This is a genomic window from Francisella persica ATCC VR-331, from assembly GCF_001653955.1.
Lineage (GTDB): Bacteria > Pseudomonadota > Gammaproteobacteria > Francisellales > Francisellaceae > Francisella > Francisella persica.
This window is the reverse complement of the sequence record NZ_CP013022.1, coordinates 55208-79482: the sequence shown is the minus strand read 5'-3', so window position 1 is coordinate 79482 and position 24275 is coordinate 55208. Positions and strand designations below refer to the sequence as shown.

The following is a 24275-nucleotide window of genomic DNA, read 5'->3' as shown; positions in this document are numbered from 1 at the left end:
CTAGAAGTAATTCTAGCAAAAAAACAAACTATTGAAATAGATTTACAAGTATATATGGTAGGAAACCATAAAATTATATTTTTTAGTTCTCAGGATGGTATGTAAGTTATCAATATCTGCTTTATGATCATCAATAACTTATAATTCTATTTATATTACTTATTATATATAGGAGTCAAAATCACCATAATAAATTGTTGTAATTAAAATGCCAATAGTGACATAATCAACTACGCCATATATGTGTTCTAAGCAGTTCAGAAACCATTGCCCAAGTCATGATATTATTAGCTCACCTAAAGTAGAGCTTGCGTAAGGTATAATTAGCCAGTTACCTGAAACTATAGCGTTTGTTGCGAAGTATTTCGTAGAATATAAAGTTGCATATTAGACAAACATTAATGCTATTTTGATATAGAATTTGGTAGCGTGTACTAATTAACTTTTTTGTATAATGCTGCCAGAATATGTGAAAATATATTAAAATCCCTAAAGGATTTTAAAACCGATATTGTGTAGCAGGAATATGCCAACCAAATACAGAAAGCTCGACATTGTGCTGGGCAAAGAAAGTTAGTGTAGTTGGTATTTAAAAGTATAAAGAGTAGAAATTTATTGACTCAACAATAAGTACATACTAACATCATATTTCCTTTATATGACTTAAGGTTTAAAAAAGCTACTATAAGAAATATAGTGTAGCAATAGTTACGACACAGCTGTTAATTATATACACTGAGTTTTATTAGGAAGAATATTCGCTATTATTAAAAATGCTGTAATGCTTCAAGCAAGGATATATTTTGCAGGTGTTTTGTTTACAGTATGTTTACCAACTTCTGTATCCAGACCTTCTATTTATATAAAATAATATAAATCCTGCTATACCGATAAATAAGCCAATACCACAGAGTATAAAAGCATGAGTATATATAGTGATACCATAGGTATCAATGCCATATGAGATTAGTCTCCATTAATAGCAAGGTAGTATAAGGCCCTAGTACTATTTAAATGCCCATCACCTTTATAAACATCTTTCAAATCAAAGAAGAATGGACTTGCTTTGAATATAGCCTTGCCTATAATAATTCCTGCAAAAATATAATAAATGATTTGTTTATCTGTAAAGATGAACCCAAGTAAGATAAATCAAGTACTATAGCTCCAATAAAATAGCTTTGGGTAAAATACAGAGCAATAATTGCCTGAAAGCCATAAAAGCCAAATCTTTCTCAGAATTCTATATCTCAGACAATCCACATAAAGGCGCGATAATTTTTTTGCATTGGCATTTTCTCGTAATATTAAGAAGACTAAAAGAGTCACTAGAGCACTGAGAACAATCTTTTGCAATAATTATTTACCGAAATACTTAGCTATTTAAGAAAGTTTATAATTGATAATATGTTTATTGGTGCAGTTTCAGCTTTGAGAATTCTTTTACCTAAATTAATTGTATAAAAATTGTTGCTATGAAATTTAATCATCTCTTTATTACTAAAGCCACCTTCTGGACCAATAAAGATATTAAAATCTGTACTAGATTTAACTTGTTGCTCAAAATCTTTTTTTGTCTGAGTATATGGACATAACACTATATTTGAATCATTTTGAGGTATTTGTATATCATTAATATCGATAGGAGTATGAATTTTAGGGATAAAAACACGTCCACATTGCTCACTAGCTACTATGGCAATTTTATGCCAGCGTTCTAACTTTTTATCAAAACCATTTTTATCAAACTTATGATTTGTAAACTCAGTAATAATAGGATATATATTATTTACTCCTAGTTCGGTAGCCTTTTGAATTACAAGCTCAAAATTTTCGTTTTTAATAATAGCTTGATAAATGTTTGTAATATAGTTATTTTCATTGTTGATATGCTTTTTATCTATTACTTCAAGGGTTATATTTTTATTGTCAATCGTGATAATTTTAGTCTTATATTGTAAGCCATCATAATCATTGAATAATTCAATAATATCGGATTTTTTTAAGCGTAATACATTTTTGAAATAATTGTAGTATTCTCCTGAAATACTTAAGATTGTAGTCTTTGTCGAAATATTAGCTAAAAAACCTCGAATAGTTCTCATAAAGTTAAAATTTGATAAAATACTTATCTGTTATTATAAATTCTTAATTATTTAAAGGTAGGAAAAATTTATGTGTGTTTTAAATAAAAGTTTTGTAACTAATTTGGTTGCTGTAATACTATCAATACTTGGCTGGTATTTTGCTGAAAAACATATCAAAAATATTGGTTTTTATGCTTTGTCAGGAGCATTGACTAACTGGATAGCAATATATATGCTCTTTGAGAAAATTCCATTTCTCTACGGCTCAGGCATTATTCCTAACAAATTTGAAAGCTTTAAGCGAGCTATAAAAAAAATGATTATGGAGCAATTTTTTTCGCAGCAGAACTTAAACAATTTTCTTAAGAGTGATGATATTAAAAGGTATCTATCTGATAATATTGCAGCTAAAATTGATTATAATAAGATCTTTGATAGTTTTATTGATATGTTTATGAGTAGTAAATATGGCTCAATGATTGAAATATTTCTTGGCGGCATAGGGGCTTTAGAAGAATTAAGAGAACCATTTACTAAAAAAATAGATTCAAAAATAATTGAGCTACTATCATCAATAGATATCGACACAAATAGTATTTCTCAACAAGAGGCAGAAAAGATTGAGAGACTTATAGATAGTCGTTTAGTTGAGCTAACTCCACAAATGGTTAAAGAAATAATTCAAAAAATTATATACGAGCATCTAGGATGGTTAGTAGTATGGGGTGGGGTGTTTGGTGGATTGATAGGTTTAGCATCTAGCTTTATTGCTTAGCTAATAAAGGTTTGAGGAAATTGTTAGTATTTTTATATTTAGCTTGGATTTCTTTATTTTTATGTTTTTGGATTTTCAGATTTTTGATTAGCCAAGGCTTTAATTGCGAGAATATATTTATCAATGCAGTATTAGTCATCTGAGCATATAAGGTTGCATCTACTTTATCATCTGGTATTTTTTGATGATATTTGATTGTTGTTATTTTTGTAAAACCTGTCTTTTCATTTTTTAGATAGAAGGTTATATAAAAGTAAAACTGTTTATCATCTAAATCTAATATTGGTCCATAAGTAGTTGTTCCTGACAGAGTAAAATCTTGACGAATATTAATATCTTGGAAAGCAAGATTATTAACTATATTATGATCTAGGATATATTCAAAAGTTGCTACAGTAAGCATTTTTGATACCGGCATCGCCCAATAGCTATTTTTAAATGTATAAAGACGATTACCTTTTAGGTAAAACATTTGCGTTGATGTCGAGGTTTGAGTTTGGATATTATATACTAGTAAAGTCGTACTAATATTAGCATTTTTAGTATCTGGTAATGGTTTTGATTCTATTTTTTTACTATAGATAACATATTCTTTTTGTTCTGGTACTTTTACGGGGGCACCAAAAAACGAAAAAGCAAATGATTGCAAAGGTAAAAATAATATAATTAATAATAAGTATTTTTTCATGGTTTTATTCCTCATGGTCTATGCCTCTGACAATAGTTGAAGGATCATACTCAAGTATTCTGATGACATCATTAAGTCTAGTAATGGTTTCTTGACTTTCAGTCATAGTCTCATTTAGATTCATCAGAGTTTTATTAAAGTAACTTGATGAGTTACTTAGGTCATATAAAAGTATGTTTACATTATCACTAAACTCATTAAATCTTTCTAAATTTTCAGGAGACATCATTTTGTTAAGTTTGCCAGAAATCTTCTCAAGTGAGCTAGCTATTGCACCAACTCTATTCAAGATACTTTCAAGCTGTGATGGTTTTGATTTAATCTCGGGAATTTGTCCTTTTTTGTTAGGTAGTAGATCTAGACTAGTATTTTCTTCATCAATATCTAAAGAAAGCTCAACTTTTGACTGACCTGTAATTCCAATACTTTGTAATGTTGCTACAGTTTGTTTATATATTGGTATTTGACTATTTATATTCATGTAAACACTAACAAGCTTAGGATTATTTTTATTTATCGATATATCAGATACTTTACCAATACTAAAACCTTTGTAAGAAACATCTGAGCCAACATTAAGTCCTGAAATACTTTTGAAATTTGTCACAAATGTTGTAGTATCTTGATCTTTAAAGCCTCCAGATAAAAAGAAGCCTATAAATATCATTACAAATACCATAAAAATCACAAATAGGCCGGCGATTAGATTTTTTATACTATTTTCGTTCATTATGAAGCTCCTAATACTTACCATCATTATGTGAGTCAAAAAATTTTCTTATACTTTCATACTGCGTTTGTTGGGATACAAACTCAACAGTATCATGAAGCATTATTCTCTTTTCATCCATATATATTATATCGTCAACAATATGCCAAATAGTATTGAGATCATGAGTAATCATTACTACTGACATTTTAAGCTCTTCTTTTAGATACAAAATAAGATCATCTATAGCTCTGGCAGAATATGGGTCTAAGCCAGCATTAGGCTCATCTAAAAAGACAACTTTAGGATCTAAAACTATTGTTCTTGCTAGAGCTACTCTCTTTAACATTCCGCCACTTATCTCAGAAGGGTATTTATTAAATGCTTCTTCTTTAAGCCCCACCATTTTTAATTTTATAATTGCTATGTCAGTAAGTATTTCTATAGGTAGTTTTGTATGTTGCCTAAGAGGAAAGATGACGTTTTGTAGATTAGTTAAAGAAGAAAAAAGTGCACAATGTTGAAACATCATACTCATTTTACTTGATATTTCTTTACGATTGATTGGGTTATAAGCAAGTTTTGATATCTCTTGGTCAAGCAAGAAAATTTTACCGGAGTAAATTGGTTGGAGCATAAGAATTTCACGCATTAATGTAGTTTTACCACAACCACTAGTACCGATGATACAGCTTATTTTCTCAAAAGGTATATCAAGGTTTAGATCTTTATGAATCCATTCTTTACCAAGCTTTGTACTTAGGTTTCTTACTTGAATTAAACTCTGACTCATTGGTTTGATTTCTCCCTAAGCAACACCATTTAATGATACTGCAAAAATAGCATCAACAACAATTATTAAAAATATCGAGTAGACTACACTAGTAGTTGTTGCTTTACCAACACTTTGTGAATCTCTTCTAACTGCTAAACCCTGATGACAACCTATTCCAGCTATAACTAGAGCAAAAAAAGGTGTTTTAAGTAAACCAATATAAAAATGGTTAACATTAACATTTGAAAACAGTCTTTGGATAAACTGTAAAGGTGTGATCCATGCGATTATATCTGCAATAATAATACCGCCGATAATGTTTGCAATCATCGCAATTACAGTTAGTACGGGTAAGCTTATTATCAAAGCAGTTATCCTTGGTAATACTAGGCGTTGTATTGGATCTTCACCAATAGTTTGTAAAGCATCTATTTCTTCATTGACTTTCATAATACCAATTTCTGAGGTAAATGCGGAGCCACTCCTACCAGCAATAATAATTGCTGTAAATAAAGGAGCAAATTCTCTAAATGAAGATATACCTAACATATCTACAACAAATATCTGTGTACCGTACTGCATCATTAAGTTAAGTGGCAAGTATGTTAAAACAAGCCCGATAATTAATGACAACAACATTACTATACTTAAGGCTTTAATGGTTGAGTCATAAGCAATATTTAGCACTATAGAAAAGAAAGATTTATACGGATTACGAATAAGAGTTAGATAACCTAAAAAAATAGCTCCTAGGAAAATAATACTTGTTTTAACTTCTAGAAGAAGATTATTCGTACTTTTACCAAGGGTGTAAATGCTAGTAAAAACTATATTAGATTTGTGTGAGTATTCTTTATCAATTTTAGTTGGATAGTTATTTGCAACAAGATCAATAAGATTTTTATCCTTGCCATTAAAAACTAAATCTTTTTTAGTAAGTCCTAGATCTTTAAGAATTTTAAGAATAAAGTAAGCTCCAGCTGTATCAATAGTTTCAATCTTTGTGATATCAATTTGCTTTATAGTAGCTTTAGCTCGAAAAATTTTTTTCTCAAATAGCTTGGGGTTAATTCGTTTGAGAGTTAACAAACCTGCAAAATAAATAGTGTTTTGATCGATATTTATTTTCATTTATTTTTTTTACATAACAACTAACCTAATAATTAATATACAAGAAAAATAGCTTTAATACCAACTTGTAGTTTAATATTAGCAGTATTTAATTGAATCATCATTGCCTTACGACCATCAAGTTCAGAATAATTCTCTAGAGTATCAAGTAGAGTTTTTTTGTGGTAATTGATGGTTAATTATTTTATCCATAGCTATCCTAAAACCTACAAACTTTGAACATGTATTAAGTCTATGATAATCGCCTAGAACACTTTTAGTGGCGTTATTAAATATTTCAAGGTAAATATCATAAGCTTGTACTTTGACACCACATCCTTCATAAAAACAGTGTAGCCCAAAATAGTTATTTATAATCTTTAGCAAATCTTGAAGTTCACCAACCACTTTCTAGCGCCGCCTGAGTGAGTACGAAGCTTGTTGAGATCGTACCTACTTTTATACTGAGGTAATCTAATTCTTTAGTTATGCTGCGATTTGTTTTAATTTTATAGTATTCAAGATAAGATCTAAGTTTTTTATTTTGTCAAGGCATTTTAAAGCTTTTTAATTTATTGCTGTTGTAAGCATATCTCTTTATTCCAACCTTAATTGCTGTTAACATATATTTGTAAGAGCGTCTTTTCTTGCTTTGAAATTTTTAATTTCAGAAAAATCAGGTTTTTACTATCTTAGTGGCTCTAGATTCTAAAAAATAATTTGCTTTAGCATGTTTTGTATCTTCATTTGAAATAAAATAGCTGCTGATATGGATAATACTATAAAAAATATTTTAACAAAAATCTCTTATTAACAATACTCATAGTAGTCATAATAATCTTCTTCAAAATCCTGGAACATTTCAACTGTTTGCTTTAGCTGCACTTTTAAATTTAATATATCTTCAGGAAGTTTGCTTTTAAATTTAACCATCTTTGCAGTTGTTGGATGGATAAAAGAGAGCTTATATGCGTGCAAAGCTTGTCTAGTTGGTGCTATTATAGCTAATTTTTCTAGTTTTGTTGAAGACTTGTTATATGTTTGGTCACCAACTAGTGGATGTTTGATACTTTTCATATGAATTCTAATCTGATGAGTTCTTCCTGTTTCAAGTTGACATTCAATAAGTGTAAATCCATCATAGACTTCGATAGGAGTATAATGTGTAATGGCTTGTTTACCTCTATGGTTGATAGCCATTTTTGTGCGATTAATAGGATCTCTGCCAATCGGTTGATTGATGGTACCTTGTTGATATATTTCACCTTCAACTATTGCAAGATATTTACGCGAGACTTTTCTCTCAGCAAGCTGTTGGACAAGATTGTTATAAGCAATACTACTTTTGGCCGCAACCATTAATCCTGAAGTATTTTTATCTAGACGATGAACTATACCAGCTCGTGGCAGTTTATTCTGATCTTTATAGCGATGTAGTAAAGCATTAGATACTGTTCCGGTAGGATTTCCGGCACCAGGATGTACTACCATGTTAACTGGCTTATCAATGACAATAATATTATCATCCTCATAAATTATATTAAGTTTAATATCTTGGGCAATCCATTCATTAGTCGGTAGTAGTTTGACATTAATTTCAACTTTCTCATCACCTAAAACAATATATTTTGATTTGGTAGTTTGACCATTAACTGTGATCGAGCCTTCTTTTAGCCATTTTTGTATTTGAGCGCGAGAAAACTGTTCAAATTGTTCATTTATTGCGATATCAATTCTTTTTCCAGCATCTTTGGAATGCATTATAATATTTTGATGAAATCTATTAGATAGTGTATTATGTGCCATGTTATGTGCTTAATATTAAGTAGTTTTATGTATAAAATATTAATTTCACATAGAATTATATAAGAAAATTCTAAGGATAGTTAATAAAATGGAAAGGTTTTTATATTTAGTAGTAACTACATTTATTTTGCTGCTACTAAGTTCATGTGGACCTAAGAAGGATAGTGAGTTGCCACAAGTTTACACAAGTTATACTGCTAGATTTATTTATGCTAAGGCTCATGAGCAAATGCAGAATGAAAAGTATTTTGATGCGATTAGATCGTATAAGTCTTTGTTAGCACAGTATCCGTTTACGCCATTAGCAGAGAAGGGTATGGTTGATTTGATATATGTTTATTACATGGATGATGAATCAACTATGGCGCTTGCATTAGGACAACAGTTTATTAAGATGTACCCATATAGTATATATAAAGGGTATGTTTACTATATGATAGGTGTTGTAGGCTTTGAAGATGGTAGAGGAATGTTACAGACTTATGCGCCATATGATATGAACTATCATGATCCTACCGGATATCAAGATGCATATACTAATTTTGAAAAAGCTATTCAATTAGATCCTAATGGTAGTTTTGTCCCGGATGCTAAACGTAGGATGGTATTTATAAATAATACTATCGCAAGGCATTATGATGATATAGCTCATTTTTATTTCAAAAGAGGTGCTTATAATGCTGCAATAGACAGAGCTTCTCAGGTGATAAGAAGTTATCCACAAAGTACATCAACAGAGGATGCATTAGTTTTAACTATTAGATCATATAATAAACTTGGTTTGTATGATCAGGCTAAAGCAAATATTCGTGTACTTAAGAAAAACTATCCTAAAAATAAATTCCTTAAAAACCTTCGTCCAGATGGCACAGAAGAGCAAAGCTGGTATCAAAGGTGGCTTGGTTGGTTATAGGTTAACTCCAATTTAAAATTTATTATCTGTGAAATTCAATAAATTTTTTGTTGAAATGTCAATCATCTAACATTCATTTACTAATGTTATGCAAAGTGAAGTGGTTATTGTAGATGCAAGTAGCACCGCAAATGAATGCCAAAATCAAGTTTTTTTGATTTCAAATGGTGGTGGAGGCTCTTATGGAGTGGGAGTAGTTACAAACCTAATCTTAAGGACACACAAGCTTGCAAGCCATTTTAGTTTGATAAGTGGAGAAATAACAGTGAGGCTTATAAATATTTTGATCAAAAAAATCTCTTTCATTCTACTACTCAAAACTAAATAATTAACATTGAGGTGAGCAGTTTGCTTTTTGTTCTGAAATTAAAATAATAATAGTAATAATAACTCAAGATTTAACTCAAAAAGATTCTTTAACTACTTGTTTTGTTTTAAAAAAATAGGTAGAAAGTCAGTCAGATTTATACTATAAAACTAAATAATATAGATATCACACCAACATACAAATTAGGAACTATGATTTTTAGCATAAGAATTATCTTAATATTGTTGTGAAAATACTGGACCAGACTCTAGAGAATGAGAGTGTTGGTAGAGTTCAAATACTGGCGAAGTATCAGTATGCTGGTATATATTATAAAGACTTGATATCCACATGCGAACTATTCGATCCTAAAAAATCATATCCAAAAGAGAGGATACTTTTTACAAAGTTTTGCAACTTACACCAGTATCAATTCAGATTAATAATGGCTTAGCAAGTGTTTCTAAACAAGTTATAGATTAACTAAGTTACTATTTGGCAAATTAAGAATAATATGATTCAAAGTCTAATTTATTATCAACATTATGTTGATAATAAATATTAGGTGGGGTTTTGTGGTTAAAATAGTTTAACTATCTCCTAATTTTGTACTTCAGTTTTCTAACAATTTTTATCAAAAAACTGACCTTGATATATGGTATTGCTTACAAATATAATAATAGACAAATTGTTTAGATATAAAAAAACTACACAAGGCAGCTTATATATTTTAGAAATTATAATTTAAGTTTATTATTTATTTAGGTAAAACCTTGTTTAAGTTTTCAAAAATAGTTGCTTCTAAAGCTACATATACTTTCTCTTCGAAAGCAGGGGAGACAACTTCACCTTTAGATAGTTTCTCAGCTATTTGTTTAGAAGCTGCAACCATAGCTTGAGCTATAGGATTGCTACTATTTTTAGCTGCTATAAAGTTACAAGCATTATTACCAAATAGAATGCTATCAGCATCACTTACTTGTTTGTAAACACTATCCTCAGTAATAGCATTAGCAACAATATCAGCTACAGCACTTGCAGGTCTTAACATTAAAGTACGATCTTTCACATATATCAACCCTTCAGAACCTATTGCAGCACTGATTGCGTTTACAGCAGCATTGATTGCCCATATGTTACCTAACTTATATAGATCATAAACTGTAATATCACCTATACTAAACCTATCTAATAATTGTGTAAGTATAGCTTTCACATTTTTTGGGTCTGATAGTCCACTAATAACGTTTCTAGCTGCACTAACTTTGGTATTAGCTTTGATATTAAGTAGGTTAGCTTCACAGATCGATTGTGCTGTTATTCTTGGTGAAGTAGCTATCTTCTTCTGAATACCACTTTCTAAGTCATTTAGAGTAGTTACTACATAAGCAAGTGTTGTAGCATCAGCATATAGTGCAATAGCTTTTGTTGTATCGCTACTTCGAATAGACTTGATAGCTTGGATAGTTAAGTAATTTTTGATATCATTAAATTCAATAGCTGTAGCTGCATCTTTACTATTGACGTAGTATTGACCATTCAAAAGAGCTATTTTTGCACTCCAGAACATATCAATATTACTTCTATAACCCATATAATTAAGGCTAGTAGCAGAGTCCCATGCTGCATTTAAATGTGATGATATTGGTTTAGCAATATCATTAAAGTATGCTTTAGGACCATTTATAGTTATATTTTTAACATTATTAAATTGAGCAATTTTTTCTTCAGCATATGCTTTACTACCATCCTCAATGCCCTTTAAGATATCTATTTTAATATCGATAGCTTTCAATTCTTCTTTTTTCTGAGCGATTTTACGATCATAGTTTAATTGTTTAATTGCCTTACCTATTCCAGAAACATTATTTCTTTTTTCTGTCAATCTTTCGATATTAGCGTTAATATCATCTTTTTCAGCGTTATATTTAGCAATACCTTTAGCGGCCGCAGTTTCATCTGTCATATACATATCTTTAGGCTTAACAGTATTAGGAATTTTAACCTGACCACTACTAGTTAATACTAAACCTTTTGCTAATTTTGCTCCATTTGCTTGTATATCACCAATATCAGCTATACTTTTAACAGCATGAATTGTTGAATCTACATTAGTATTAGCAGCAGTCTCAGCATTATTAGAATACTTAGTAACAGATTCACTTACGATTTTTGCATTTAAATTATTAGCGTAAGCAGAAGTTGCTGCGATAGTTCCTAAAAGCGCTATAGTTAATGTCTTTTTCATTTTGGTTCTCCTTACTTTATTAAAATGTTATTATTAACTTTTTCTAAAGTTTAGGCAAATTATACTTATAATTATATTTTGTGTCAATATTTATTTATTTATTTTTTTGAAATAAATGAATTTTTTTATTTAAAATTTTAATTATAGGTTATATATTGTTATAAATAAAAGGTTTTAAGTTTAATATTAAATTTAAAAAAACTAGAGTTGTGAATATCAATTAAGAATTATGGAGTAAAAATTAAATTAATAATTTATATGATTTGAGTTTATTTATAAACAGGGAATTTATTACAAAGATTTAAAATTTTAGCTGCTGTTTGGTGTTCTATTTGTTCATTACCACAGTTAAACACTACATCTGCTAATAAGTTAGCGACTAATTCACATTCATTCTTTTTAAAGCCTCTTGTTGTTATAGCGGGGCTTCCAATTCTTAGACCACTAGTAACTAAAGGAGAGCGAGGGTCATTTGGAATAGAGTTTTTATTAACAGTGATGTTTGCTCTGCCTAGAGCTGCTTCAGCTTCTTTACCAGAGAAACCTGTATTTGTAATATCAAGCAAAAGTAGATGATTACTAGTTCCGCCAGAGATTATATTGATGCCGCGCTCTTTTAAAACTTTTTCCATAGCTTTAGCATTTTCGAGTACTTGGTTTTGATAACAAACGAAACTAGGATCTAATGCTTCCTTAAAAGCAACTGCCTTAGCTGCAATTACATGCATCAAAGGACCTCCTTGAATGCCAGGGAAAATAGCTGATTGGAATTTTTTTGTAAGTTCTGGATTATTATTACAAAGTATTAAACCACCTCTAGGTCCTCTTAATGTTTTATGTGTAGTTGTAGTTGCAACATCAACATATGGGAATGGGTTAGGGTATACTCCAGCTGCCACTAGCCCTGCCACATGAGCTATATCTGCCATTAGTACGGTATCTAAAGAATTAGCTATTTCTCTAAACTTTTGCCAGTTAATTATGCCAGAAAATGCTGAGAAGCCTGCTATTATCATTTTTGGTTTATATTCTTTAGCTAATTGTGCTACTTGCTCGTAGTCTATATCGCCATTTTCATCTAAGCCGTATTGAATAGAGTTATAAATTTTTCCAGAGAAATTAACTTTACTACCATGTGTTAGGTGCCCACCTGCACCTAAATCCATACCAAGAACAGTATCACCTGGTTTTAAGACAGCATTATAAACAGCAGCATTTGCTTGAGAACCCGAGTGTGGTTGAACATTAGCATAATCAACGCCAAATAGTTTCTGTGCTCTCTCTATAGCAAGTTTCTCAGCGATATCAACAAATTCACAACCACCATAATACCTTTTACCATGATAACCCTCGGCGTATTTGTTTGTAAGTTGTGATCCTTGTGCCTCCATTACCGCAGGACTTGCATAGTTTTCTGATGCTATAAGCTCAACATGTTCATGCTGTCTTTTAACTTCAAGTTGTATAGCGTCAAAAATCTCTTTATCGGTATTTTTTAGGCTATTTTTTTCAAAGCTAAACATATTTAGTAGTCTCCTGATATTTTTTAGATGGATAAAATAAATTTAATGTTTAAAATTATAACTTATATATTATATAAACAAATTGAAAAATAAAAGCTATGGGTAAAGTTATTGATCTTGATGAAATAGATCGTTTAGAAAGAGAAAATTCTCATTATAAAGCCGTAAAGAGTAAGACATCTTTTAAAAAAGATGCATTAGAGATAACAGATTTCGGTAGCTCTTTGACTGAGCTAAGTAAAAAACAGTTAGAGAAATTACCAATCGATTATAATCTTAAAAATAGTATTATCACTGCTAAAAGCTTACAAAAGATAGCTTTAAAAAGACAAACACAGTTTATTGGTAAACTTTTACGTAAAACAGATAATCTTGATGAGATTCATAAGGCTTATGATGTGCTTGTCAATAAAGACAAACAAGCAAATCTAATGTTTAAGCGTTTAGAAAATATTCGTAATAATCTTTTAGATCCATTTAAAATGCATGATACATTAGATATATTGATACAAGAATTTCCAGATTTAGATATTCAAAATTTAAGACAACTAATTAGAAATCATTATAAGGAAGTAGAAAAAAATACTACAATTAAGTCATTTAAAGAGATTTTTAGATTGCTAAAAGAGTGTAGTAATATCAAATAAGTAAATATGGTTATGTAAGTATGAAGCAAAATATATTTCCTAAAATAGTTTTAATAGCAGGTATTGTTATCTTTGCAAGTGTTTTCCTATTTGCTAGAGCATTAATATCAATAGCATTTATTACAATAATAATTCTCTTTTTTGTTAATCGTGATTTTTCTTTTGATAAGTCTAAATTTCAACGCTATATGCCTTTATTATTTTTATTAGCTGCTGGGGTGGTTATTAATGCTGCATATTTATATGGTTATACTATTTATGATAAATCTATTATCCTTAAGGAATTAGTAGCTTATACTAATCCTATTATTATTGTAATTTATACTTATTCACTTGGTTATTTTTTATCACAAAATAAAAAACTCGCAGACTATTTATTATGGTCGTATTTAACGGTAACAGTATTATTTTCTTTATTGTGTTTTATAAAATTTTTATATAGCTCAAATATAGATTTAATAGGTGTATATGGTACTTTTGGCCATGGACCTGATGTACAAGGAGTAATTGCTTTTACTTTTCCTTTTGTTTCTGTCTGTTTTCTAAATTTAGCTCTAAAATCTAGTAAAATAAGAAATAAGCTAATTTTTTTATTATCGGTTTTATTAGTGATTTTTACAGACTTATTTATCAATACTAGTAAAGTTGGCTATATTATCGAGGTTTTTGTGTTAGTTTATTATGCTTTTGTATTTATAAAAAATTACAGCATTCAAACTAATACTAATGCATTAAGTATAAAAAAAATGCTGATAATGACTTTTCTATCTTTATTAGCTTTGACTTTTATTTTTAGTTTTGCATATAAAAAAAGTCAAATATTTCATGATAAAACATCTGAATTTACTAAAAGCATTGTCAGAATTTTTGAATCAAATGGTTACTCTAAAATAGAAAGAAAAAACTTAGAACAGCAGTCAACAGGTTTAAGAATGATTTATTATATTTCTTCTATAGAAATATTTAAAAAATATCCTAATGTTTTTATATGGGGTTGTTCTTTTACTGGAAATACACCAGATTTAAATTATTGTACCCAAAACCTAATAGAAAATAATCAGCAACTGCAAGCTAATCCTATGGTTCTTAAAAATCAACCTATAGAGCCTCATAATGAGTTTATAAATTATACTTTTAGAGGAGGCATATTTTCAGCATTGTGTTTATTAATGTTTTTTATAAGTTTATTTTATATTACTAAAAATCTTCCTCTTCAAGATAGATTTGGTGTAAGAGTTTTTATATTAGGCTATTTTATAGCATCATTGACAGGTTATTATCTATCAACACAATATGAAGTAAGTATGTTTTTTACGTTATTAGCAATATTTTTATCAAAGATTGAACAAAAAAAAGATAGTCACTATGAAATATTTTAAATGTTATTTACCGCAGAGTAATGTGGCTATAGATAAACAATATAATATACCTAAAAAGATATTTATGACTTGGCATTCTCATCAACTTAGTGATGATATGTATAATAATATTCAGTTATGGATAAAAAATAACTCTGACTGGGAGTTGCATTTATATGATGATCAGCAAGTACTAGAGTTCCTCAAGGCAAATTTTGATAAAGATGTAGTTGAAGCATACAACAATATATATCCTAAGGCTTATAAAGCCGATTTATTTAGGTATTGTATACTTTATATATATGGTGGAGTTTATTCAGATGTTAAGAATGTTCCGTTACAGCCAATATCTAATATTCTATCGGAAGATGTTGATTTTATATCTGTAAAAGATAGATATTTAAAGGATTTTGAATTTGATGGCTATATATTTCAAGCATTTTTATGCTCAAAGGCAAAACACCCATTTTTTAAAAAAGCTATTGAAATGATAGTTGAAAACTCACGCAATAGTTACTATGGTAATGATCCTCTAAGTCCAACAGGTCCCAATTTGCTTGGTAGGGCAGTTAATATCTGTCTAAACAGGCCTGATTTGTCAGATATTCAGCCAGGAAAGTATCGAATAAATGAATTTGTCTTTGAAATACTAATTCTTAATAACCATGCTATTATGGATTCTATGGGTAAGCAATTTAGTTTAAATTCTTATCCTGGATATCGTAAGGAACTTTATGGATGTTTTGATTTAGCTAAAAGTTATCCAATATGTTGGTTTAATGATAAATGTTATATTAAAAACGATAAACCTAGATTAAAATCAAAATATTTTTTAAAGAAAAAAGAGCTATATATCATAGATTATTTATATATTTCTAAGCAAACTAAAAAAGCTCGAATAAGGGCGTTAATTTATAGTATTTTAAAACCCATGTTAGCTGAAAGAATTTTTAAGAAAGTTATTGGTTATGAAAGAAAATAACAGAATTTTGTACTATTACTTAGTATTTACTTAGAAGTTTTTTTCTTATATCTCTAAAAGTATACTTCTTGAGTTTTTTAGGGATTTTATTAATATATTCTTTATAATCTATATACGGTTTTTTCATTCGCCATGGTTTACCAGGTTTGCCTACATAATGGATAAATACAGTTTCTTTCTTAGCTTTTTCAAGTTCTTCGATACTATAAATATCCATTAAAAATGGATATTCTCCAGCCTTTGTAACATCATGTTTATAGAAAATACTCTGAAAAGTTCCATATGAGAAAGGTAAATCATAAAATCTATCACAAGCAATATTTAATGTATCTAAGTCAAAAAACTTTAGTCTTTTGTTAAAAGAACTTATAACTTCTAGAAATTTTTGTACGGTTTTTTCTTCTCGCATTAACTTTAGATTCATAACTAAAAAGCTTGAAATATAGATATATTTATTTTTATTTTCAGGGAAGTATTTATGACAAATCATTTTATTACTGTTTAGTTCTACAGGTACAGCAGCACATTCATATCCAGATATGTCAATGTTGAAAACCTCACTTAAATCTTTTTTAAACAAAACATCTACATCAATATATATTGCTTTATCATATTGTGGTAATAGTTCAGGTATTAGAAGCCTATAATATACTATCTCGGTCCAACTACCGCCCTTATTAATAGGAGCATCTTTAAATCTGTATTTATGGATATGGTAGAAACTAATACTATGATTAGTATTAGATAACATTTCTTCAAAGTATTTAATAGTTTTATATGCAATATCTGGGTGATAAACATAAATATCATAAAATGTAGTTTGTTTAGCATTATCAATTAAGCTTTTGATAGCTACAGCAGCACCTAAAATGATTCTTTTATCAAAAGTAAAAACTATAGGTATTTTATTCATTTGTAATATATCCTTTGATTAATTTTTGTAAGTTAATTTTTGAATTTAAGTATAATTTATTAGTATATTGTTCTAGATTTAGTTGAATTTGTCTATATTCTTTGGCTGACATATTTATTGCTCTTATCATCGCATCACTGTATTGAGAATCTTGTAAATATAAAATAGCATTAGTTGGATTAAACCCATTTATAGCCGCAAAATTTTCTCTAATAATGATTGGCTTTAAAAAACCATAAACAAGTTGAAAAGTACCGCTAGTTTTAGATGTGATGTATTTTCTATGCTCAGGATTATCTTCATAAGCAGAGAGAATAAAATCAGCTTTTTCAATTTGATCATACATTTGATTGAAGTCTAGGCGTCCCTTGATGTCAAAAAAACTTTGTAACTGAGCTGGCAAATATTTTATATTTCCTTTACCAATGACTGTGATTTTGAAGTTTGTAATATCGTTATCTAAAAGTTCTTTTGCAGCATTTATGAGTAATTTGGTACTTTTTCTCTTTTCTGATAAAGCACCGATGGTTATAAATTTTGTAAGCTCATTTTTATAATTTAATTTAACTTTTCCAAAATAATGAGGATTAACTGGAACTGTGGTAGCATTTTTGTAATCCATAGCCCTTAAGGTAATAATATCATTGCGTGGGTTAGAATTATTATCAATATAACTATCAATCTCATGCTCGATAAAAAAGAGTTTATTCTTATTAGCTTGCTCATGAAAAAATTCATATGCCTGATTTAAATTTTTACCATCATATAGCTTACCAACAGTTGTTATCAAAACACCTTCGACATTTTCAAGTGAGTCTTTTTTAAAATATTTACGAATCTGTTTTTTAGATAGTTTATTATAGGAAATATTTTGGTTATCAAATCTACAAAAAAGACCTTCTTTATATCTTTTATGATTGATAAGTATTGAAACATGATAGCCTAAATCAAGCAAATATTTTGTAAAGCCAGGGACGGTTTCTGCATGACTATGAGAACAAGGTTCCCAAAGTAAAAAAGTATTCTCTTTGATTATTGGTTTTTTGTAACTAAACAAATTTTTAAGTTTTTTAAAAGCTATCATAAAAAAATAATATATCTAAGCAAGTGATATGCTAAGTATTATAGCATCTAAAATAGAGAATATTTAATATAACTACTTTGGTTGAAATTATTGTGATTTTAGCTACAAGTTTTGGTTAGCTTGTAAATATTATAAGTTTGTTTTAGTATAAGTGTAATAAAATCTTCTAATATAAACAAACTGTGGAAACTAAAAATATCAAGGATGTTGAAGTTATAGCATTATCACTAGGGTGTAGATTTTCTGGAATTAATGCAAGTATGTTAGCTGTCATTCCAGTACAAGCTAAATTAGTAAATATTGTTGGCATGGGCTTTAATATTGACTCTAAAGACATTAAGAAAATTAGATTTAGAGATTTCTTATTTAAATGTTGGCGTGATAAATGGCGTATTTGGCATGCACGCAGAAATATAGATATGCTTGTTGGCATAATATTAAAATATCTTTTCAGATATAAGATAATACTAGTTTTCACATCTGTGGCACAACGTAATCATAAGAAGCTTACAAAGTTTTATATAAATAGAATGGCAGCAGTTATATGTCCATCTGAGATATCTTCAGGGTACCTAGAGAAAAAACCATATATAGTGCCTCATGGAGTAAATACACAAGTTTTTTATCCAGCTGAAGTTAGGCAACAACAATGGCAAGAGAAAAAAATGCCTGGCAAACATGGCATAGGGATATTCGGTAGAATTAGAAAATCTAAAGGAACTCAAGAGTTTATTGAAGCAACTATAGCAACCTTAAAAAAATATCCTGATTGGACTGCTGTAGTTATTGGTGAGGCAACACAGAGAGATTTAGATTTTAAAAAAGATCTAGAGCGAAAGGTCAAACAGGCTGGCTTAGACAAGCAGATAATTTTTACTGGTTTTATAGCTGATAGTAATGAGATACCTAACTGGTATAGAGCTTTAGATATTGTTGTTTGTGCTAGTCATAAAGAGGGTTTTGGCTTACCAGCTCTTGAAGCAATGGCTTCAAAATGTGCTGTAATTGCAACTAAAGCAGGTGCTTGGCCAGAGATCATCGTAGATAATGAAAATGCTTATTTAGTCGAACCTAAATCAAGCCAGCAAATTTCAGATAAATTAGATATTCTAATTTCTGATAGTCAACTAAGGTGCAAAATAGCTCAAAATGGTTATGATTTGGTAACTACTAAATATAAGATTCAAAATGAAGCTGAAGGAATTCAGCAAGTTTATGATAGTCTTTTAGCTAGAAAAAGAGCTTAGCTACTTGATAAGATTAGTTGATATATTATTTATTTGGGTAAGGTAATTTGTCTATATTAATAGCAAACTGCTTAGAGTTATTTGTGTCTAGTGTATTTAAATCAATTTATACAGCATTATTAGGTGGATTATAGCTTTTGATATAAAGTTTATTGTTGTTAAGATCTTTTATTATAGTTAAATGCAGTATGATCAATGTCTGATTTCCAAGTTTTTTAGTAACTGTTGCCTTAGATATTATAAACATTATTAAGGATATGAGTAACTTTAGTAACGAGATTTTCATTATTATCACCTTTATTGTTAGCATAATATCCAATATTGTAGTTTTGATAAATCTTGATGGTGGTGAGTAGTTTTCAGGTAAGCCTAAATAAGACATTGCCTTGACAGAGTGAGTTTATATCTTGGGTATCTTTGCCTTGTGATGGATCAATGGTATCACTTATTTTTACTCTAGTTGTTGTTTGGTTACTTAAATTTAAGTAATTTACTCAATTTTATTAAGATGCCAATCATAAGTTATGGCATTGGTCATTACTTTGACATTTGAATTGACATCATATAATCTTACTTTTCCTTTTATGTATTCCTAGCACTAGCCCACCATATTTGTCAGTGATTAAAGTGTAATCGTGGAGTAACACTATTAATCATAGTACTTTTATCTGACCAGACTTTAACTTGTTCTACATTGGCATACTCTCTTAGTAGTAATATACTAATTTCAGTTTATAGAAACATATTTTTTATCTGTATTTGCTGCTTTTTGATATTTGGAAAAGTCTGGTATATAGTTTGCACTAATACTAAGGCCTAAGGTCTTGATCATTTTGTCCATAAACTAAAAATTCTTTATTAGCATTTACAAGTCCAGTAGCGATTATTGAGTATTTAGAAGAGTAGCTAATTAAATTACCTAGCGCAGTTAAAATAATGATTACTTCCCTTAAGCATATAAAATGAGTTGTCAGTTCCAGGTGAATTCTCATTCCATAGTTCTACCGGAAACGGTGTTGTATTTTAAACCAATGTAGATCGTGGTGCATGCTAGTGACTGTAAAAATAGCATCAATAAAGGAGTACAAACATACAAAAAACTTTTTTGCTAAAGGTTTCAAATTCTATCCTTTAGTGTTAGTAGTATTAGCTACTCCTATACTAACATGGTTTGAATAACTAGATACTATTGATATTTAATAACATTGGTATTATTAAATAATTAGGGCTAAATTTATAAAAGCCACATATAACTTTTACTAAGATTTTACTAAGATGCTTGTTTATCTATAATCTATTTATTGTTAATTTTACTAGTTAATCAATGCAACAAAATTATCATCAAAAAAACATCATAAAGCTTTATGGTACATTATTGTGATATATGTGAGAATATTTTAGCTTCTATGGTGTATGATAGCTCTTTTGATATTACATATGGTAGATCAACTTAAACTCGATGATACTACATCTTATACTATAGCATAAGAAGCTATATAATTTGATATATTTGTAACCTAAAGTTGGTGGGATTATTGCAGATAGAGTATTAGGTTATAAGAAAACGGTGATTTATGGTGCAGTACTTATGTTGTTGGTCATATTATCCCTGGCTTTGGTGGCGATAGTAAGTTATATCTTGGCATGGCATTTATAGTCTGTGATTATGGTTTTTCAAAATGAAATGTATATTGTTTTGTTAGGGAAGCAATATAATTCTGATGATCCAAACAAATATTCAGCTTTCACATTTATATATACTTAGGTGAGTTTTGGTGGAATATTTGCACCTATGCTATGTGGTTTAGCTGTATTTATGCTAGGTTCTAATTTCAGATATTTTTCCACAAAAAAACTTTACCTAAATAGCTACAAAACTTAGTTGTAGTTTTTAGAATATTTAGTTAATATTGATTCTAAGCTACTTGACTTTAGAATATATTTTTGATGGTTATCTATTAGTAGTAGTTACATGTATTACTGCAATAGTTTTTATGGTCATTTTTATCAAAACAGATGCTACTACACGTTGCACTATTGCCTTTTTATATTTTTGGTATAGTTTTTTGGGTATTTGATTAGCAATTATACACGTAAGTAGAAATTTTTATACATAAAAATGTCGATATATACTTATGGGGAATTGATATTCATGCGAGTACTTTTACTTCAATGAATTCACTTTCAATCTTGTTTGTCATCTAATTATTGTATGGATTTGGAAGAGAGTAAAATCACTTTATGATGATTTTGGTATAATGATCAAGTTCTAATTTGGTTTTAGCATTTCAGTTACTATGTTTTGTTTTAATTCTTTATAGTAAAAATGTAAGCATAGATGTGACAACATCAGCTTTACTTGTCATCATTGCTTTAGTTTTTTAGGTGTGTCAGAATTATTTATAGATTCTATTGCACTTTCGGAGATTAAAAGATACAGGTTTCTTAGCTGTATCATATATGCTTTTACAGGAAATGTCGCTGAATTTATTGGCGCTAAGGCTGCTGATTTAGCAGCTTTTCAAGGTAATCCTAATAATTTTGATCTAGTCAAACAGGTATAATTATTTTAAGGGTTATTTACCAATATCATGGCTATCTTGGCAGTGACAATTATAACTATGGTATATTGTTACTTTGGTCATAAAGAAATTAAAGTAGGTAAAAAACTTACTCACAAACAAAAAAAGGATACACGGCAATTATTTGCTGATCTTTTAAAATTATTCTTGCTTTTGATCTTTCAGTGGCGGGAATTTGTAGTTCTTGAAAGAGTTTTTTAAGTTTATTAGTCTTGTTTCTGCCATAATATTTGCATTTGTCATCAGGTTTTCTATCACGGATTACTATCTCAGTTAGATCAATTTGTTTGTTAAGGTTTTCATTAAGCCAACTTATGATAGCTTCTTTGCTTACATCCTTAGCAGTTGCTGTATGCTTTATCATAAGCTGATTATATTGTATATGAATTTGACAGTTGTTACTTATGTGGATTTTCCAACCTGTTGAGTGATTATTGACAGCTAGATGTAATTCTTTTGTTTGCTTGCTTTTAAGACTTTGCTGTGTGTTTTGTTTAAACCAAAGATGCAGCAGACTTTTTTGAATATCATCGTCTAATTTTATTAACTCACTAATTATTATCGTAGTATTTTGAGATATTGATTGTAATTTTTCTGCGAGTAGTTTCTGCAAAACATTATTACTTTCTGCACAAATATTTGCACTACGAGAGATGGTTTGACTAATATTTGGATTTACTTGTTGTAGTATTGGGATTATTTTATTACGAATTAGATTCCTGCGGTATTTTATATCCTCGTTACTATCATCATATATATGTACGATATTATTTAGTTTGGTAAACTCTTCAATTTCAATCTTGTTATAGTTTAGTAATGGGCGTAATACGTTTCCATGATGTAGTTTTTTATAATACGGTATACCAGCTAAGCCGGCTAATCCAGAGCCTCGTATTGCTTGAATCAAAAATGTCTCAGCTTGGTCATCTTGGTGGTGACCTAGTAAAAGTAATGGTTTAGGGTATTGCTGCATTATTTTTTGAAAAAAATCCATTCTTTGTTTACTTGCCCAAGCCTCAAAATTTTCTCCTTTAGGAGCTTTACCTAACGAGTGACTAATAAATTGTAGATTATATCTTTCACAAGTTTTTTGGCAATGAATTTGCCATTTTAATGAGTCACGATGAAGATTATGATTAATATAAATTGCAATGATTGGAATATATAAGTCTTTGCTGATATTTAGTAAAACACTTGAGTCAATGCCGCCACTATAACCAATAATGATATGAGATGGAGAGAGTTTTTTTATTTCATTTAAAACAAGAGTTTTACTTATAGACATTTATACTAAATAGCGAGCCTTTATTGTAGCTTTAACTTTTTTAAATTCATCAATAATATCTTTAGCCTGATCTGAGCTTGATTTAATATCCATAACAACATAACCAATATTTTCTAACGTTCTTAGATATTGACCCTCAACATTGATATTTTTAGACGCTAAAATTCTATTGAGTTCATTGATGATACAAGGGATATTTTGATGAATATGTAAGATTCGATGTGTTTCTTTATGACTAGGTAGAGATAACTTAGGGAAGTTTATCGCGTTTAATGTTGAACCATTGTCTGAATACTTGATTAATTTAGCACTTACTTCAGTAGCAATATTTTCTTGTGCCTCTATAGTGCTACCACCTATATGTGGTGTCAGAAAGACATTATCAAGGCCTCTTAAAGGACTTTCAAAAATCTCACCTTTTGATGATGGCTCTTTATGAAAAACATCAATTGCTGCGCCTTTAAGCTTAGCACTTTTTATGGCATTAACCAAAGCATCGATGTCTATTACATTACCTTTTGAAGCATTTATAAGAACTGAATTTTGCTTCATAAGCGCAAATTCTTTGGTTGATATCATATTTGCAGTGCTTGGCAGTTGTGGCACATGTAGAGAAATGACATCTGATTGTTGTAGTAGTGTTACTAAGCTGTCAACTTGACAGGCATTACCTAAAGGTAGTTTCTCTTCAATATCATAAAATATCACATTTAAACCAATATTCTCTGCTAGAACTCCAAGCTGCATACCAATATGACCGTAACCGACAATTCCTAAAGTCTTGCCTTTTACTTCATTAGCATTATCAGCTGATTTAAGCCATTCTCCTCTATGGGCTTTAGCATTCTTGTCGATTACATTACGTATTAGCAAAATAGCTTCTGCTAAGACAAGCTCAGCAACACTGCGAGTGTTTGAAAATGGAACATTAAAAACTGGTATACCTAAACTCTGTGCGGTTTTAATATCTACTTGGTTAGTACCGATACAAAAACAACCAATAGCTATAAGATGCTTAGATTGCTCAAGAACTTCTTTTGTAAGTTGTGTACGTGAGCGTAAGCCGACAATTTTAAAATCTTTAAGTTTATCTATTAGTTCTTGCCCTTCAAGAGCTGTATTTGGTAATTCGATATTTTCGTATCCTGCAATTTTAAACGATTCAACAGCATTTGGGTGGATATTTTCTAAGAGAAGAATGGGAATTTTCTTTTTATTAAGAGATAGATGGCTCAT

The 24275-nt window shown here is 29.5% G+C and carries 19 protein-coding genes and 3 pseudogenes; 7 read left to right on the top strand and 15 right to left on the bottom strand.

What is annotated here, in order from left to right; all coding sequences use genetic code 11:
- Positions 1 to 42 precede the first annotated feature (42 nt).
- Positions 43 to 1247: pseudogene (locus FSC845_RS09460) on the bottom strand (MFS transporter).
- A gap of 132 nt (positions 1248 to 1379) precedes the next feature.
- On the bottom strand, positions 1380 to 2105 hold the full coding sequence (locus FSC845_RS00425; RefSeq protein WP_064461304.1) for a 16S rRNA (uracil(1498)-N(3))-methyltransferase: 726 nt from the start codon (positions 2103 to 2105) through the stop codon (positions 1380 to 1382).
- A 70-nt stretch (positions 2106 to 2175) separates the two neighbouring features.
- Between FSC845_RS00425 and FSC845_RS00420 the strand changes: the two genes are divergently transcribed.
- Complete coding sequence (locus tag FSC845_RS00420) at positions 2176 to 2862, top strand: DUF445 family protein (RefSeq protein ID WP_064461303.1); 687 nt, start codon at positions 2176 to 2178, stop codon at positions 2860 to 2862.
- Here the strand turns inward: FSC845_RS00420 and FSC845_RS00415 are convergent.
- The 6 genes and pseudogenes from FSC845_RS00415 to FSC845_RS00390 all read right to left on the bottom strand — a co-directional run bounded on the left by FSC845_RS00415 (position 2852) and on the right by FSC845_RS00390 (position 7950).
- Positions 2852 to 3550 (bottom strand): hypothetical protein, encoded by a 699-nt coding sequence (locus tag FSC845_RS00415; protein WP_064461302.1) that lies wholly within the window; start codon positions 3548 to 3550, stop codon positions 2852 to 2854. The genes FSC845_RS00420 and FSC845_RS00415 overlap by 11 nt on opposite strands.
- Before the next feature lie 4 nt (positions 3551 to 3554).
- Positions 3555 to 4280 (bottom strand): MlaD family protein, encoded by a 726-nt coding sequence (locus FSC845_RS00410; RefSeq protein WP_064461301.1) that lies wholly within the window; start codon positions 4278 to 4280, stop codon positions 3555 to 3557.
- A gap of 10 nt (positions 4281 to 4290) precedes the next feature.
- Positions 4291 to 5052 carry an ABC transporter ATP-binding protein gene (locus tag FSC845_RS00405; protein ID WP_064461300.1) on the bottom strand — a complete coding sequence of 254 codons (762 nt, stop codon included), beginning with the start codon at positions 5050 to 5052 and terminating at the stop codon, positions 4291 to 4293.
- Between the two features lie 15 nt (positions 5053 to 5067).
- Positions 5068 to 6165, bottom strand: a complete 1098-nt coding sequence (locus FSC845_RS00400; protein WP_064461299.1) for an MlaE family ABC transporter permease — start codon at positions 6163 to 6165, stop codon at positions 5068 to 5070.
- Positions 6166 to 6278: 113 nt separating this feature from the next.
- Positions 6279 to 6977, bottom strand: a pseudogene (locus tag FSC845_RS00395) (glucosaminidase domain-containing protein); the annotation flags it as partial.
- Complete coding sequence (locus tag FSC845_RS00390; protein ID WP_064461298.1) at positions 6955 to 7950, bottom strand: RluA family pseudouridine synthase; 996 nt, start codon at positions 7948 to 7950, stop codon at positions 6955 to 6957. The pseudogene FSC845_RS00395 and the gene FSC845_RS00390, both read right to left, overlap by 23 nt.
- Positions 7951 to 8038: 88 nt before the next feature.
- Here FSC845_RS00390 and FSC845_RS00385 point away from each other — a divergent pair, with 88 nt between their 5' ends.
- Positions 8039 to 8863: an outer membrane protein assembly factor BamD gene (locus FSC845_RS00385; RefSeq protein ID WP_064461297.1), complete on the top strand. Its 825-nt coding sequence runs from the start codon at positions 8039 to 8041 to the stop codon at positions 8861 to 8863.
- 1064 nt (positions 8864 to 9927) lie between these two features.
- Here the strand turns inward: FSC845_RS00385 and FSC845_RS00375 are convergent.
- Together FSC845_RS00375 and glyA are read right to left on the bottom strand one after the other, a co-directional pair.
- Positions 9928 to 11418 carry a hypothetical protein gene (locus FSC845_RS00375; protein ID WP_064461295.1) on the bottom strand — a complete coding sequence of 497 codons (1491 nt, stop codon included), beginning with the start codon at positions 11416 to 11418 and terminating at the stop codon, positions 9928 to 9930.
- 269 nt (positions 11419 to 11687) lie between these two features.
- Positions 11688 to 12941 (bottom strand): serine hydroxymethyltransferase, encoded by a 1254-nt coding sequence (gene glyA / locus FSC845_RS00370; RefSeq protein ID WP_064461294.1) that lies wholly within the window; start codon positions 12939 to 12941, stop codon positions 11688 to 11690.
- A 98-nt stretch (positions 12942 to 13039) separates the two neighbouring features.
- Between glyA and yjgA the strand changes: the two genes are divergently transcribed.
- The 3 genes from yjgA to FSC845_RS00355 are packed head-to-tail and all read left to right on the top strand — an operon-like array spanning position 13040 to position 15928.
- Entirely contained in the window at positions 13040 to 13588 is a 549-nt protein-coding gene (yjgA, locus tag FSC845_RS00365; RefSeq protein WP_064461293.1) for a ribosome biogenesis factor YjgA, read from the top strand.
- Positions 13589 to 13608: 20 nt separating this feature from the next.
- Positions 13609 to 14967 carry an O-antigen ligase family protein gene (locus tag FSC845_RS00360; protein ID WP_064461292.1) on the top strand — a complete coding sequence of 453 codons (1359 nt, stop codon included), beginning with the start codon at positions 13609 to 13611 and terminating at the stop codon, positions 14965 to 14967.
- On the top strand, positions 14954 to 15928 hold the full coding sequence (locus tag FSC845_RS00355; protein WP_064461291.1) for a glycosyltransferase family 32 protein: 975 nt from the start codon (positions 14954 to 14956) through the stop codon (positions 15926 to 15928). Before FSC845_RS00360 ends, FSC845_RS00355 begins: the two co-directional genes overlap by 14 nt.
- A gap of 19 nt (positions 15929 to 15947) precedes the next feature.
- Here FSC845_RS00355 and FSC845_RS00350 read toward each other — a convergent pair whose 3' ends face one another.
- Together FSC845_RS00350 and FSC845_RS00345 are read right to left on the bottom strand one after the other, a co-directional pair.
- Positions 15948 to 16841 carry a glycosyltransferase family 8 protein gene (locus FSC845_RS00350; protein WP_064461290.1) on the bottom strand — a complete coding sequence of 298 codons (894 nt, stop codon included), beginning with the start codon at positions 16839 to 16841 and terminating at the stop codon, positions 15948 to 15950.
- A complete protein-coding gene (locus FSC845_RS00345) occupies positions 16834 to 17925 on the bottom strand; it encodes a glycosyltransferase family protein (protein WP_064461289.1) in 1092 nt (363 codons plus the stop codon). The genes FSC845_RS00350 and FSC845_RS00345 overlap by 8 nt, the downstream gene beginning before the upstream one ends.
- Positions 17926 to 18107: 182 nt before the next feature.
- Between FSC845_RS00345 and FSC845_RS00340 the strand changes: the two genes are divergently transcribed.
- On the top strand, positions 18108 to 19172 hold the full coding sequence (locus FSC845_RS00340; RefSeq protein ID WP_064461288.1) for a glycosyltransferase family 4 protein: 1065 nt from the start codon (positions 18108 to 18110) through the stop codon (positions 19170 to 19172).
- Here FSC845_RS00340 and FSC845_RS09860 read toward each other — a convergent pair.
- Positions 19173 to 20293 (bottom strand): annotated as a pseudogene (locus FSC845_RS09860) (linear amide C-N hydrolase).
- 1266 nt (positions 20294 to 21559) lie between these two features.
- Here FSC845_RS09860 and FSC845_RS08300 point away from each other — a divergent pair.
- Complete coding sequence (locus FSC845_RS08300; protein ID WP_193789265.1) at positions 21560 to 21736, top strand: hypothetical protein; 177 nt, start codon at positions 21560 to 21562, stop codon at positions 21734 to 21736.
- Between the two features lie 106 nt (positions 21737 to 21842).
- Here FSC845_RS08300 and tilS read toward each other — a convergent pair whose 3' ends face one another.
- Both tilS and serA read right to left on the bottom strand, forming a co-directional pair.
- Positions 21843 to 23039: a tRNA lysidine(34) synthetase TilS gene (gene tilS, locus FSC845_RS00325; protein ID WP_064461287.1), complete on the bottom strand. Its 1197-nt coding sequence runs from the start codon at positions 23037 to 23039 to the stop codon at positions 21843 to 21845.
- Positions 23040 to 24275 (bottom strand): phosphoglycerate dehydrogenase, encoded by a 1236-nt coding sequence (serA, locus tag FSC845_RS00320; RefSeq protein WP_064461764.1) that lies wholly within the window; start codon positions 24273 to 24275, stop codon positions 23040 to 23042. It abuts the gene before it with no gap.